Consider the following 14,777-nt stretch of genomic DNA (forward strand, 5'->3'; position numbering starts at 1 on the left):
GCTGCGATTGATACAACTACTGCATACCAACCGTGCAGGAGGCAGCCATGGAATCTTCGCTGAATGAGACCGTCGCAACCGCGCTTAAACCGCATTTTCGGGGCGAATTGATTCAACCTGGTGATGCGGCCTACGACCAGGCGCGCAAGGTATACAACGGAATGATCGACAAGCGCCCGGCGCTGATCGCGCGCTGCACCGACGTTGCAGACGTCATTGCGGCGGTGAACGCCGCGCGAGACGGGGGACTGATGTTGGCCGTGCGCGGAGGCGCACACAATGGCGCCGGGCTCGGCACATGCGATGGCGGACTGGTAATTGATCTGTCACCGATGAAAGGCGTGTTTGTCGATGCGAAGCGCAGGACGCTTCGCGTCGGCGGTGGCTGCACCTGGGGCGATGTGGATCATGCCGCAAGCCCCTATGGCCTGGCGACGCCCAGCGGATTCATCTCGACCACCGGTGTGGGCGGGCTGACGCTTGGCGGGGGCATTGGCTATCTCAGCAGAGCATTCGGTTTGACGATCGATAACCTGCTCAGTGCGGAGGTTGTGCTGGCCGACGGACGCTTGGTCAATGCCAGCGACGACGAAAACGCGGACCTGTTCTGGGCGCTGCGCGGCGGCGGTGGCAATTTTGGCGTGGTCACGTCGTTCGAGTTCAAGGCCCATCCCGTCGGCACGGTCTACGGCGGCCCGATGCTGTGGCCGATGGACAAGGCGCGCGAGTTGATGAAATGGTGGCGCGAGTTCATCTTGACCGCGCCGCAGGACATCAATGGCTGGTTCGGCTTCGTTACGGTTCCGCCCGCGCCGCCGTTCCCCGACGCTGTTCACCTGCAAAAGATGTGCGCCGTGGTGTGGTGCTATACCGGCCCGCTGGATGAAGCCGAAGCCCGCTTCCAGCCGATTCGCGACGCCATGCCGCCAGCGGTGGACTTTGCCGGGCCCATTCCATGGCCGGTCCTGCAGAGCCTGTTCGACGGGCTGTATCCGCCTGGCTTGCAGTGGTACTGGAAAGCCGACTTCGTGAGCGACCTGAGCGACAAGGCGATTGACCTGCACATCAAGTACGCGCAGCAGTTGCCGACGATGCATTCGACCATGCACCTGTATCCGATCAACGGCGCGGCGCATCGCGCAGGCCGAAACGACACTGCGTTCAGCTACCGCGATGCGAACTTCGCCAGCGTGATTGTCGGCGTGGATCCCGACCCGGCCAACAACGATCGCATGACCCAGTGGGCGAAGGACTATTGGCTGGCGCTGCACCCGTACGCGGCAGGCGGAGGCTACATCAACATGATGATGGACGAGGGTAATGACAACGTGAAGGCGGCCTATCGCGACAACTATGCGCGCCTGGCGGAAATCAAGCGGAAGTACGACCCGAAAAATCTGTTCCGCGTGAATCAGAACATCAGGCCTACTTGATACAGCGGATGGGGACATGCGGAGGGAATACCCCTTGCGGAGCACTCCCCTTACCTATTGGAATCTGAAGGACATATTCATGAGCAAGTTCGTGTGCACGGGATTCGCGGCCTTGATGTTCGCTTTCGCTGGTTGCGCTGGTACCGGGAGTGACGCGGATTGTTCCGGCGGCAAATCCATGGGTGCAATCGCCGGTACAGGTGATCGGGCAAACGAGGGGCAACGTTCGCTCTACCTGTTTCAATAGGGGGCGCGCGGCGGGAGACCTATCAAGAAGGCGGGCTGGCAAACGATAATGTCTCGATCATGCAGAGCTCGGTGCCACAATGCCCTACCGGCAGGCCAACAGGTCATTTGTGGTGTTCGGCAACTTGTTCCCCCCATAGCCGCGACCCCGCCTTCTCGCCGCAAAGCTCCGGTTCTGATACTTACCGGCCGCGAACGGGGGAGTTCGCAGCCGGCGCTGTCGCGCTAACTCATGATTGGTGCCATCGCGGTTTCGATTCGAGACACCTGGTTCCCAGTGATCATACCGCCGAGAATCTGACTGAAGCGGGGTTCCTGCACTCCGGAAATGATGTATTGCCACCTGTATGCTGCAAGCAGGCTCATGCGCACAGATTCTTTGTCGGCCATTGGCAGCGATCGTCCGCAGATCATCGCAAAGTAATCAGCGTCCGCGCGAGCCTGTGTTTGCAGCATGCCGTCGACGGCGGCGATCAGTTCGATCAGATCGTTGACACCTGCGTCACGTTCTTCAGGCGAAAGCGTCGCATCTTCGCGGCGCCATTCGATTTCATCGAGAATCGCATGCTGTGATTCCTCGCGCCAGTGATAGAGAAAGACATCCTTCCATAGTTCAGACGAATTCGGGTCCCCGTCGATGCTGCCGCGATAGTGCGCGAGCACGAAGAGTTCGATGTGACAGGTTAGAGCGAGCACTGCCCATGTGGACTTCGCGAGTACGAACGACGCCACGCTGTTTGCATCCGGCAAAAACGTGTAACCGGCTGGCATGCCTTCGGCGCACATGCCTTCGATGCGGCGAAACAGCTCCTGATGCTTGATTTCTTCATCGGTGAACCGGACGAGTGCTTCGAGTGCGCTTTGGTCGCCGAGGCGGTATGGGCCGCTCATCTCCAGTACCTTCGCTGCAATGAAGCGTTCGACGAGGCCAAACATGTTTGCGTAAGTGCGGCCCTGAATCTGACTGAGCAGGCGCTGCTCGTCGGAACCAAGAAAGGCGAGAGCATCGACCTTCGATAGCGCGTCCGGGAGAAACTTCTTCGTGAAATCGAAGCGTCTGCCGCGAATCACGTCGCGGTCGATATCCCAGCGGACGCGCTTGGATGCAGCGATACACTTGGCATAGCGGTTGGTGTTGAGCTTATGCCCATCAGTCATGATTTCCATTGAAACATCTCCTTCAATTGCGATTCACGGATACCTCACACGGCAGCCTGGCGGCAGTTCTGAGGCTCTTGGGTGCGTGAGCTGCCGTGCCGGTGCCGCCCGGGATTTCCCGGCCCCTCGAACGTGTCAGCCAGGTTTGGCGTACGGCATCGTCACGATCCAACTATCGTTGGCGGACGTCATCGATCTGTGAACAGCGTGCGAGGCCGCGTAAAAACGCCGTCAAAAAAAAAGAGACTCATGAAGGACAGACGGGCGGGCAGTCTGCATGGGATGCCTGAATGTCGTGCAGCGCGGAGTACACTGTTTGAGGGCGACGCATCACCTCACGCACGACATGACCCGGCTCAAGATCGAAGTCCTCGGAGGCCTGCACATCCGGCTTGCTGGGCAGCATGTGCCGCTGGACTTTCCCACCAGGAAGAGCAAGGCCATCCTGGCCTACCTTGCCTTGTCACCAGGCATGCTGCGCTCGCGAGAGCAACTGGCAAGCGTGTTCTGGGAGCGCAGCGCTGAAGAGCAGGCGAGAGCCAGTTTGCGGCAGACACTGTCGAGCTTGCGCCGGATTCTGCCGAACGCGCCGCCATTGTTGAAAGCGGAGCCGGATGCCATCTGGCTCGACGCACATCTCGTGGAAGTCGACGCGCTGCAATTCACGCACCTCGCGACTGAGCGGTCTCCCGATGCACTGGCAAAGGCTGTCGCGCTCTATCGGGGCGCGCTACTGGATGGTTTTGGCCTGCGTGAAGAGCCCTTCGAGCAGTGGATGATGGTCGAGCGTCGCTGGTTTCATGAGCGCGCTGTGGAAGTGTTCGCCGAACTCGTCAGCCATTATGAACAGTCTGGCGAATTTAGCCGTGCAATTGCGGCGGCAAGCAGAGCACTGGCTTTGGACCCATTACTCGAATGGGCCCATGCGGTGCTTATGAGGCTCTATGCGAGGACGGGACGCCGGGACGCTGCCGTTCGCCAATATCAGGAATGCGTCCGTGTGCTCAATACCGGACTTGGCATTGCCCCCGCAGAGGGCACGCAACGTCTGGCAGCCCGAATCCAGCAGGATTCAGGCGGGGATAGAGAGACTGCAGGTCCAGCTGTGTCTTTCGGGAAGCCGGCTCAGCCGTCCGGCAGCGCGTGGCGCGCTGAGTACGAAGCAGACAGTGCGACGGTATTGCCGGCGGAGCGTAAGCAGCTAAGTGTGCTCTGCGCGCGCATGCGCGAGCCGATTAGCGACATGGATCCCGAAATTGCGCTTGAGCGCGTCGACCCTGTGCTGAAAGCAATGGTCGACGCTGTTCGGCGATTCGGCGGCTTGGTCACCCAGCTCAGAAGCGATGGTGTGACAGCACTGTTTGGGGCGCCTGTCGCACACGAAGACCATGCGGTGCAAGCGTGTTACGCAGCGCTCGCGATGCGCGAAGGCATCTCGGCGATCATTGACCGGCCTCTGGATGTACGGATCGGCATACATTCTGGCGAGGCCGTCGTCCGGACGATTGGAAACGACCGGTCGCAACACTATGACGCGCTTGGCTCTGTACCGCAGCTTGCAAATCAGATAGAGGCCGCGCTCTCTGCCGGAGAGATCGGCGTGAGCGCCGACACGGTGCGGTGTGCGGAAGGCTTCATCGAGGTCTCGGATCCTCGCGCGACGCCGCTTCCTGGCGCGACGCCTCCCGTCGAAATTTTCATGCTGCGTACGAAGTCTGCGTTGCGTCTTCGCTGGAACGCTCGCACCGTACGCGGCCTCACACGTTTTGTCGGCCGCGACGCGGAGATGGCCAGTTTGCAGGGGATGCTCGAGCGTGCCGGACGCAGCGCAGGCCAGGTATGCGCGATCGTCGGAGAACCAGGCGTGGGAAAGTCTCGCCTCGTGCACGAGTTTGTCAACTCGGAACAAGCGGCCGGGTGGACAAAATTCGAGACCGGCACGACCTCACACGACACGAGCGCGATCTATCTTCCGCTCGCCAACCTGCTGCGGACATGGTTCGGCATCGGCGAGCGCGAGCCACTGGCCGAGGCAGCCGACAAGCTTCGTCGCGGAGTCGACGCGGTCGACCCGGAACTCGCGTCGACGCGTCCCGCGCTCGCTGTAGTGCTGGACTTGCCGCCGGACGATCCGCAATGGGAGATGGCGAGTCCGCCGCAAAGGCGCAAGCGCACGCTCGAAGCGGTTGCCACTCTTGTGATCCGCGCGAGTGAGCAGCGTCCATTGATACTCGTTGTCGAGGATCTGCACTGGATCGATGACGGCACCCAGGCTGTGCTCGATCATCTCGTCGACTTCATTGGTGCGTCGCGCGTGATGCTTCTCGTGACCCATCGACCCGAGTATCGGCACAAATGGTCTGGCAAGAGCTATTTTTCCCAACTGCACGTGGACAGTCTTGGCGACGAAAGCGCAGAACTGCTGCTGCGGACGCTGCTCGGCGACGACGGCAGGCTTTCCGCGCTTCGCCGGCGCCTGATCGAGCGCACGGGAGGCACGCCCCTTTTCCTGGAAGAGTCTGTTCGTGCGCTGGCAGATGCGGGCGCACTGGTCGGCCAGATGGGTGCCTACCAGATGGTTCGAGCCATCGACACGTTCGATATTCCATCGACCGTGCATGCGGTCCTTGCTTCGCGGATCGATCGCCTGTCCGTGCAGCAGAAGAACCTGCTGCAGATGGCGGCCGTGATCGGTCATGAGTTTCCGGTCGATCTTCTGCAGCCGATAGCCGATCTCGACCGCGAAGAGGTACTCGATCTGCTGGCTGATCTGCAGGCGGCTGAATTCGTCTATCAGACCCGGTTTTTGCTGCACCAGCAATACACCTTCAAGCACGCGCTCACGCATCGTGTCGCTTATGCAAGCGTACTCAAAGAGCGGCGACGCTCGGTGCACGTACAGCTTGTGGATGTCATCGAGCGACTTTACGCGCAACGTCTCGACGAGCATGTCGAACGCCTCGCGCATCACGCGCTTGCTGGCGAACTATGGGACAAGGCTGTTCATTATCTGTACCAGTCCGCGGGCAAGGCGCTTCAGCGGTCCGCGTATCAGCAGGCGGTTGAGCACCTGAACAGAGGGCTCGAGATCATCCGGACGTTGCCTCGCACCCCTGCCCTGCTCAGGCAAGAACTCGATTATCAGAAGGTCCTGGGCATGACCATGATGGCGGCGAAGGGCTGGGCGGCGAAAGAAGTGCTTGACGCGTATACGCAGGCGAGAGCGCTCTGCGAGGAGCTTGGAGACGAGAGCGAACTGTTCACCGTGCTACGGGGCGAAGGACAGTATCGAATGATCCGTGGCGAGTCGGAAATCGCCCGCGAACTCGGCAACCGTTGCATAGCTCTGACGGCGGGTTCGCATGACCACGGGATGCAAATCGAGACGCATCATCTTTTCTGGACGAATAGTTTTTTCATGGGTGAATACACTACCGCAGAGTTTCATAGTTCAAGAGGAATGGTCCTTTACGAGCGCGAGCGAGACCACTCGCTGACATTCAAATACTCTGGACATGATCCTGGTGTGTGCTGCCGATGCTTCACCGCGTTAGTGCAGTGCCTGCGCGGATACCCGGACAAATCGCTGTCGATTTGCGACGAGGCGCTGGAACTCGCGCAAGAACTTGGTCATCCACTGACGACGGCATTGGCATACTGGGCATGTAGCTTCGCGCATCTCCTGCGTGGCGAGCCGGAGCTGGCGAGACAATGGGCGGCGCGGGAAATTGCAGTTTGCGAGGAGTACGTTTTGCCCTTGCTGCTGTCGCAAGGGACATTTCAGCTGGGTTGGGCGCTGGCGCAGCTGGGTGATCTCGACGAGGGCATAGAACGGATGCGGGAGGGCATTTCAGCAATCAGTGCAACGGGTGCCGAAATGGGGCTGCCGTACTTCAATGCGCTGCTTGGCGAAGCGCTTGGCCGCGCGGGCAAACCAGAGGCAGGGCTCGTCGAGATCGATCGGGCGCTCGCCGCTGTCAATCAGCACGGCGGACGCTTCCAGCTCTCGGAAATGCTGCGTCTGAAAGGCGAATTGCTCGCAGCTCAGTGCCCCGTGCGACGAGAAGAAGCACTCGCGTCCCTTCGCGAGGCGATCGCGGTTGCGCAAAGGCAGGGCGCCAGTTTTCTCGGGCTTCGGGCGGCGATCAGCCTTGCACGCCTGTTGGCAGCAACGGGTGACATTGAAAATGCATACACCGTGCTGCAGCCCGCCTGCGAAAGCATAAGGGAAGGAAGTGAACTCACTGATGTTCGCACGGCGCAAGCACTCCTGGCTGATCTGAAGAGTCGCTAGCGCAAGGCTGAGTGGAAAGAACCGTCGGAGGCGCGTAACCAAGCTGAATCGAGACAAGAGCTCTCAGCAAGGCGGAAGGCGCGTCAGCAAGCCCAAGTGAATGGCATTTCCGCACCGATCGAGGACCGCATACGAGATTGACGCCCATCCTGATCGGCGTCTCTACCCTTCCAGCCAGGCATGCTGTTCCCTGGCAGCATCCTCGCCGGTCTTGGCCGCATGGGCTGCTGCCTGTTCGAGCCAAGGCGCATGCGCCTTGGGAACGACCAGCATCGTCAAACCCAGTCCGTCCAATACACGCAGGGCGTGCTCGAGGTTGACGCCCTTGCCATTTTCTAGCTTGGACAGCATGCCGACGGAGACAGCGCAAGTTCTCGCCGCCTGGTCAATGGGCATCCCTTCCGCTGCGCGGGTTGCTCGAATGCGGTCGCCCAGTTGATGAATGGTGCGAATTGTTGCGCGCGAAGGTGGCGTCGGATCAGGTAGTGGTCGCGGCATGGAGGCCCGTCTCGTGAAGAGGGAAGTCAGCGAGGAGGCTGCTCGCCAAATTGTTTCATGATCATGAAATTATACTCCGCAACGGTAATGGTTGCGCTCTATTCCGAGGGGAACGGCCTTATGCCAGCCAGCTTACGCACGGTTGTACGTGAAAGCTTGGCGATTAATTGCGTTTTAATCTCTGCACTACCCTTCGAGCAGTTGCCGATGCAGCACATGACCACCCGGCCCAGCTACGTGCGGAATGAGGGTCGGGCGCCGCCACGTTTGAGCTGCATGATCAGCCTTCCTGATCGCCTCCGGCGTATTCACGATCTCGCCCCACATACCTGACTTCGCCGCCTGTGTCAGCCACCGCCACTTCGATGGCTTCTCGGGGCGGCATCCAAGCGTACATACTTGCTAGACTTGTCCATGACCTGACGACTCAATGTGGCTCTGAGCCGTGGTTTATGCCTAGGCCTGCCGGTGGGCGTGCAACTGGTCGCAGGCAGTTTCCGCGAAATGCGCCTGCTCCATACGGGCGAAATCATCGAGGCCGAATGCGGAACTCTTAACGAGGTGCGCTGGGCACGCGAATAACACTGGCATGCATCGCCGCCACGCCTACCCCCTGACAAGCCGGACGCCCCAACCGTCGCGTTAAACGCGCGATGTGTCGCGGCGCGTCCGAGTGTTGCCCCCCGGTCCGCGAACGCGCGCTCGTCCGGACTGCTTGAATCCGTCCACATCCTTCTTTGACGTGACCCTCGGCGATACCGAACGCATGGCCAGGACGTGCCCGGTGCGGGCGAAGCGCGTGCTGCCGGTGGTACTCAGCCCCCACTGGGTCGGTTCAGCAAGATTGCTCAGCTGAGCAATCATTAAAGTGAAGGAAGAGGCAGCGCAGTCTTGTAGCGCACCTGCTTCAGCGCAAAGCTGGAGCGGATCTTTTCGATGCCCGATATCGGCGTCAGTTGCTCAAGTATGACGAGCCAGCACGTCTCTCGTGCCACCGGGCGCGAATGGGACGACTATCTTGATAGGTTTGCTCGGATAGGCTGGTCCTGGCTGTGCTGCTGCGATGGCGCAAGCTGGAACCGGGAGAAGAGAATCTGGCAAGCAGTCGTTGAGAGGCTTGGGTAGCAGGCGCCAGCGAGCGTGAGGGTGCGGCTGGCGCTGGACAAGGCGCAGCCTACGCCGTGTCGCACAGAATGATGTCGCTTCTTGTAGAGCGTCCTCTGAAGCGCTACCGATTTGACCCGACCCGCGAGTCTGAAATGGCGCCGGCTCCAGCGACATCTGCCGGAGGATCGGCGGGAGTTTCAGGCCGGAAACCCGAAGAGCCGCGCGAAGTCCTGCACGCGCTCCCGTGGCATCCGTGTTTGATTGACCCTGGCCTCCGGGTCTCCGTATCCCATGGACATACCGAAGGCGGTGACTTCCTCCGATGGCATGTGCAGATGCGACGCGATCAGGTCATGGAACGGCGCGAAGGAAACCTGCGGGCATGTGTCGATGCCACGCGCTTTGGCGGCGATCATCAGGTTCTGCGCGAAGAGGCCGATGTCGATCCAGCTGTGCGGCTTCAATCTGCGGTCGATGCTGATGATGAGACCCACCGGCGCGCCGAAGAATGAGAAGTTCTGCTCCGTCTGGCGCATGCGCGCCGCGGTGTCGTTGCGATCGATCCCGAGCGAAGCGTAGTAACGCGCGCCGAAATCAGTCAGTCTCGCGCGGAACACGTCTGGCAACGGCTCAGGGAAGTGGGCGGGCGGGGGGGCGGTCCCGGCGCGGGAGGCAGCGACCAGGACGTTGGCCAATTCATCCTTGACCGCGCCGCTGACCACATACACTCGCCAAGGCTGGATGTTGGCCCCGCTCGGGGCCGTCGTTGCCTCTTCCAGGATTTCTTCTACGAGTTCCCGGCGCAGCGGCTCAGGCTTGAAGGCGCGAACCGCCTGGCGCGAGCTCATGACGGTGGCGACGCATCTCACGACCGCCTCCTGGGACCATTCAATTGCTGTCTGAACCATGGACTACTCCTGCGGGACGTCGTGGTAGGAAATCCGACCGGACGGCAGGAAGAACAGCGCGATAACGGCGCCACCTTTCGCTTCAGGATAGTGATGACTGCCTGGCGCCGGGGCGGTCCAGCCTCTGGAACACCAGCCATTGGGCCCGTTCAGGGCGGCGCCGGGATCTAGCGGAACGACCATGTTGAACTCGCCATAAGGATGACCGTGATACTGCCCTCGGAATCGATGGTCAGGGTGCCCTTGCTGATTGCCGGTGCTATCCATGTACACAGCTGTGATGCTGAAATGGAGCGTGCGCTCTGAGGGCGCCGAGATGCGGCTGCGGCGGTAAGTTGGGCCGTCGATCTGGACATTCGCTGCCCAGCCGTCCTCCACGCCCTTCCTTACCAGGCGAGACAGGGTTTCGTAGAGCTCGCTGTCAGGTCCGTACTTCTGGTTCAACCAGCGCTCGACCGCGGTGCTGGCGGTCAGGTCCTTCACTTCCTCAAGGAAGGGTATGCAGCGCGCGATCAGCGCTTCTCGATCTTTGATGAGGGGTTCGGCCGTCATGGTTTCGCTTCCAGTCAAAAGGCTGGACCTGATCATGCTCCAACCGTGAATTGAATGGAATTGATGTCTTTACAATTGCATAATGAACAGCATTCAATTGATGGAGCGAGATCATGAGCATCGGCCGCACGGACCTGAACCTTTTGAAGGTGTTCGAGGCCGTCTACGAGGAGCGCAATCTGATACTGGCGGGCAAACGCCTCAATCTCACGCAATCGGCCGTTAGCCACGCGCTCCGAAGGCTGCGCGAGCTTGTTGGCGACGAGCTTTTCATGCGCATGGGGAAGGGCATGGTGCCGACCGGGCGTGCAACGGCGATGGCGCCAATCCTGCTGGACTCGCTGCGCCGCATCGAGGACGCCCTGGGCGTGGAGCCGTTTTCTCCAGATACATCCAGACGGCGATTCGTCATCGCGGCGAACGATCACGTCACTGAAGTGATCGTTGCGCCTTTGTCCCGCGAACTGCAAAAGGTCGCCCCGGGCGTCGACCTCGTCATCCGGCCGTCCACGCGGCTCGATTTGGCTGAGCAGATCGACCTGGGACGCATCGATCTTGCCATCGGCATCTTTTCCCAAGTTCCACCCCGCCTGAACTCGCGAACGCTGATGTCCCAGGGAGAGTCCATCTTGATGTACAAGGGACATCCTGCTTCCCGCCGGAAGCTCACACTCCGCGATTTGGCGAAGTACCCGCTTGTCACCCTATCCGTTGGCGGGGAGGAGGAAGGCGCGGTAGGGGGTTTCATCGTTGAGCGTGGCCTCGCGCGCCAGTCGGAGATGTTCGACCGGCGTGCGCTAGAGAAGGCGCTCCTTGAATCGAAGGAGGCTCCGCGGCTGAGAGTCACCGTCCCGCACTCGCTCGCCATTCCAGCGCTGCTTCGTGATACGCACATGCTGTCCATTGTGCCCGCGTCCTTGGCCCTGGCACTTACAAAGAGCGGCGACCTGATTCGCCGACATCCGCCGTACCAAGCTGGAAGTGAGACCATGCGTGCGGTTTGGCATGGCCGCGACGACCACGACGTGGGTCACGCCTGGCTGCGCGAGATGATCGCGAAGACAGCCCGAACCGCTGAAGAGGCGCTTGAGTAGTCATGGCATGCGCGCCCGTTGCTGGAGCGGGGAACTCCAGTCTGTTGCGGACCGGGGAACGACAGTGGAGCAGCATCGCAACCGGACGTAACATGAATAAAATCAATAATTTACACTCAGCGAAGTAAAGTCGTCATTGCTGGTCACGCCAAGGCACCAGAGCGTCGAGCAGGTCAGCTGCCTGCCCCAAAAAGGGTCCTGTCTTGGAGTATCGTCTTCACAACAAAGGTACGAACGGACGATCACACTGCCCGGCCGGGGGAGACGCTGCTGTCCCTCATCGCCCGTCAGAACGACGAGAAGGCCCTGTCATGCGGGGCATTGACTTCGGCTGCGGGTGCCTCACTCCGGGTTGCGGAGCCAAAGTGGGACTTTGAGGGGCCGACAATGTCGCTCTCGAGTACCGCTGCCTGCTCAGATGTAGGGTACCTTTCGCCAGTCTGATCGATCACAAATTGAGAAGTCTGGTGTCTCGGGGTTACCTTGAGCAGCCGCCGGGATTACGCATACGCGCGAGCTTGCACAAACGACCCCAGAGCATATCCTCGTCAAGAGTTCTATTTGGTCCGACACAGCCGGTACTGGACGGCTTCTCCCTAATGGGATTATTCAGGCAGCGACTATGGGTGGCAGATCATGCGCAGGCAACCGTTGCACCGATCGGCAAAGCTTGCTTCCTCAGCCTCCGGGTTTGAGGAGGGCTTACAGCACTTTAGATTGCTCGCCGACGGAATACCCCATATCGTTCTGACTGCCAATCCGGATGGCTGGATCGACTACTGCAACCAGCGATGGTTCACCTATACAGGACTCACGCTCGAGCAAACTCAACTTGGCGCCTGGACCGTCGTCATACACCCAGATGATGTGCAAGACACCATCGACCGCTGGAGGAGCGCCGTTGCGAGCGGGTGCGAGTATGAAGTCGGATTCCGTTTGAAAAGAGCATCCGATAGCGTCTATCGATGGCACCTCGCCCGCGGAGCACCTTTTAAAGACGCCGATGGAAAGATCGTAAAGTGGTTTGCGACCTGCACTGACATCGAGGACCAAAAGCAGGCGCAGGCGGCGGCTGAAAGCGCTAACCGCGCCAAATCAGATTTTCTGTCGAGCATGAGCCATGAGTTGCGTAGCCCCTTGAATGCGATCCTTGGCTTCGCGCAGTTGATGGCCTCGGATTCACCGCCGCCAACGCCTTCGCAGCAGGCCAGCATCGACCAGATTCTGAAGGCGGGATGGCATTTGCTGGAACTGATAAATGAGGTACTGGATCTCGCGAAGATAGAGGCTGGACAGGCGTCGCTGTCGCTGGAGCCGGTTTCCCTTGCTGAAGCCTTGCATGAATGCCACTCGATGATCGAGCAACAAACGCTCAAACGCGGCATTCGCATGCGTTTTCCATTGCTCGATTTCCCGTGTTTTGTCCGCGCTGATCGCACCCGGCTGAAGCAGATCCTGCTCAACCTGCTTTCCAATGCCACCAAATACAACCGCGACCGGGGAACGGTCGAGGTGCAATGCAGCGTGGCCACAGGGGACCGAGTTCGCATCAGCGTGCACGACACCGGCGAGGGATTGCCACCTGATCGGCTGGCGCAACTATTTCAGCCATTCAATCGCCTCGGGCAAGAAGCCGGCCCCGAGGAAGGTACGGGCATCGGCCTGGTGGTGGCCAAGCGACTGGTCGAACTGATGGGAGGGGCCATCGGCGCCGAAAGTACGGTTGGCGTCGGCAGCGTATTCTGGGTCGAACTGATTGCCGCAAGCGCCCCGGAAATGACAGGTGTGAGTGCCCAACCTGCAGTGGATGCCAACGCGCAAGTGGAGAACCGCTCTACGGTTCATACCCTGCTGTATGTCGAAGACAACCCCGCAAATCTGAAGCTGGTCGAGCAACTGATAGCGCGCCGTGCCGATCTGCGCCTGCTGACCGCGGTGACCGGGCTCCTCGGCGTCGAGCTCGCGCGCACTTCGTTGCCAGAGGTAATCGTGATGGATATCCATCTGCCAGACATCAACGGCGTCGAAGCGCTGGAACTCCTGCGCGAAGACGCCACGACGGCGCACATTCCAGTCATCGCTCTCAGCGCAAATGCGATGCCACGCGACATCGAGAAGGGGCTAAAAGCAGGATTCTTCCGCTACCTGACCAAGCCGATCAAGCTCAATGAGTTTATGGTGGCACTGGACGCGGCGCTGAAATTGACAAGAAAGGGGGCTGTTCCGAGTCAATGAAGTGGAACCCTCGAGGAGTCAGCTCAGCACGCGGAAGAAATCCCGGACGTCCGTGATGATGGCCTGCGGTTCTTCCCAGGCCGCGAAGTGTCCGCCGCTGGCGTGATGCCGCCTCTGCCTGAGGTTGTAGTAGCGCTGGGCCCAGCGGCGCGGGGCGCTGCATATTTCTTCCGGCAACACCGAAATGCCGACTGGAGCCTCGACCACGGGCATGCGGTCGTGCACCGGCGTCCAGGGATTGTGTGCAGCCTCGTAGTAGTAGCGCGCCGACGTGCCGTAGCTCTGCGTGACCCAGTAGATCATGATCGTGGTCAGCAGGTCGTCCTTGCTGAAGCGGGCTTCGACGTCACCGTGGCAATCGCTCCAGCTGCGTTGCTTTTCCAGTATCCACGACGCCAGTCCCACTGGTGAATCGTTGAGCGCTGCCGCAATCGTCTGCGGCTTGGTGCTTTGCAGCGCCGAGTAGGCCGACTCGGTGGCGAAGAAGTTCTGCAGGCGTGCAGCCATCGGCGCTTCGTCGGCGTCGTAGTCTTCGGGCACCGGCATGCCGCCACTGAACAGGTCGAGCGGCAGCACCATCGGGAAGTGGACGCCCATCACACGCTCGGGATAGCGGTGCCCCAGGTCGGCCGTGATCAGCGCGCCCCAATCGGCGCCGTGCGCAGCAAATCGCGGATAGCCCAGCCGTTCCATGAGCCTCACCCAAAGCCCGGAAGTGCGCCAGAAATTGACGCCAGGCTTGCGCAGCGGCGTGGAGAATCCGTAGCCAGGCAAAGACGGCACCACCAGGTCGAAGGCATCGGCGGGATCGCCACCGTGTGAGTGGGGATCGCTGAGGGGGCCGATTACCTTGTGATATTCCCAGAATGTCCAGGGCCAACCGTGCGAGAGGATCAGCGGCTTGGGATTGGGGCCCTTTCCGCGCACGTGGATGAAGTGGATCGGCACACCGTCGATCTCGGTGCGGAACTGCGGATACGCGTTGATTGCGCGTTCCTGCTTGCGCCAGTCGTAGCTGTCGATCCAGTAGGCCACCAGTTCCCTGAGGTAGGCGGTGTTGGTGCCATACTGCCAGCCCTCGTTGGCGAAGTCGTCGGCCCAGCGCGTGAGCTTGAGACGCGCGTGCAGATCGTTAAGCACTTCATCGGGCACATCGACGCGAAATGGTTCCATCTCGTCTTTCTCCTGTGATCTTTGGGCGCATGCGCAACCACTTGGGCGACGGGCAATCCGTTGCTCCGGGCTGCCCGAG

Annotated in this window: 10 protein-coding genes and 1 pseudogene; 5 read left to right on the top strand and 6 right to left on the bottom strand. The window is 60.4% G+C overall.

The genetic code is table 11. The features are described 5' to 3' along the window. Positions 1-47 precede the first annotated feature (47 nt). Entirely contained in the window at positions 48-1,433 is a 1,386-nt protein-coding gene (locus ABNX08_RS41565; protein ID WP_349607595.1) for an FAD-binding oxidoreductase, read from the top strand. Between the two features lie 79 nt (positions 1,434-1,512). After that, positions 1,513-1,680, top strand: coding sequence for a hypothetical protein (locus ABNX08_RS41570; protein ID WP_349607597.1), 168 nt, complete (start codon positions 1,513-1,515; stop codon positions 1,678-1,680). A gap of 224 nt (positions 1,681-1,904) precedes the next feature. On the opposite strand, the gene ABNX08_RS41575 is transcribed toward ABNX08_RS41570, so the two are convergent. Then, positions 1,905-2,846 (bottom strand): hypothetical protein, encoded by a 942-nt coding sequence (locus tag ABNX08_RS41575; protein WP_349607599.1) that lies wholly within the window; start codon positions 2,844-2,846, stop codon positions 1,905-1,907. A 307-nt stretch (positions 2,847-3,153) separates the two neighbouring features. On the opposite strand from ABNX08_RS41575, the gene ABNX08_RS41580 reads away from it, so the two are divergent. Then, positions 3,154-7,131 carry an AAA family ATPase gene (locus ABNX08_RS41580; protein ID WP_349607601.1) on the top strand — a complete coding sequence of 1,326 codons (3,978 nt, stop codon included), beginning with the start codon at positions 3,154-3,156 and terminating at the stop codon, positions 7,129-7,131. Between the two features lie 162 nt (positions 7,132-7,293). Here the strand turns inward: ABNX08_RS41580 and ABNX08_RS41585 are convergent, their stop codons facing one another. The 4 genes and pseudogenes from ABNX08_RS41585 to ABNX08_RS41600 all read right to left on the bottom strand — a co-directional run bounded on the left by ABNX08_RS41585 (position 7,294) and on the right by ABNX08_RS41600 (position 10,196). After that, positions 7,294-7,629 (bottom strand): helix-turn-helix transcriptional regulator, encoded by a 336-nt coding sequence (locus ABNX08_RS41585; protein WP_349607603.1) that lies wholly within the window; start codon positions 7,627-7,629, stop codon positions 7,294-7,296. Positions 7,630-8,492: 863 nt separating this feature from the next. Continuing rightward, a pseudogene (locus tag ABNX08_RS41590) lies at positions 8,493-8,597 on the bottom strand (ArsR family transcriptional regulator); the annotation flags it as partial. Positions 8,598-8,933: 336 nt separating this feature from the next. Continuing rightward, positions 8,934-9,644: a nitroreductase gene (locus ABNX08_RS41595; protein ID WP_349607605.1), complete on the bottom strand. Its 711-nt coding sequence runs from the start codon at positions 9,642-9,644 to the stop codon at positions 8,934-8,936. A gap of 3 nt (positions 9,645-9,647) precedes the next feature. Continuing rightward, positions 9,648-10,196: a DUF4863 family protein gene (locus ABNX08_RS41600; RefSeq protein ID WP_349607607.1), complete on the bottom strand. Its 549-nt coding sequence runs from the start codon at positions 10,194-10,196 to the stop codon at positions 9,648-9,650. 113 nt (positions 10,197-10,309) lie between these two features. Between ABNX08_RS41600 and ABNX08_RS41605 the strand changes: the two genes are divergently transcribed. Both ABNX08_RS41605 and ABNX08_RS41610 read left to right on the top strand, forming a co-directional pair. Further along, on the top strand, positions 10,310-11,290 hold the full coding sequence (locus ABNX08_RS41605; protein WP_349607609.1) for a LysR substrate-binding domain-containing protein: 981 nt from the start codon (positions 10,310-10,312) through the stop codon (positions 11,288-11,290). Between the two features lie 636 nt (positions 11,291-11,926). Beyond that, complete coding sequence (locus ABNX08_RS41610) at positions 11,927-13,525, top strand: ATP-binding protein (RefSeq protein ID WP_349607611.1); 1,599 nt, start codon at positions 11,927-11,929, stop codon at positions 13,523-13,525. A gap of 18 nt (positions 13,526-13,543) precedes the next feature. On the opposite strand, the gene ABNX08_RS41615 is transcribed toward ABNX08_RS41610, so the two are convergent. Next, positions 13,544-14,698 (bottom strand): epoxide hydrolase, encoded by a 1,155-nt coding sequence (locus ABNX08_RS41615; RefSeq protein WP_349607613.1) that lies wholly within the window; start codon positions 14,696-14,698, stop codon positions 13,544-13,546. Between the last annotated feature and the right edge of the window lie 79 nt (positions 14,699-14,777).

The sequence above is a fragment of the Cupriavidus sp. DF5525 genome, assembly GCF_040149425.2.
Classification (GTDB): Bacteria; Pseudomonadota; Gammaproteobacteria; order Burkholderiales; family Burkholderiaceae; genus Cupriavidus; species Cupriavidus pickettii_A.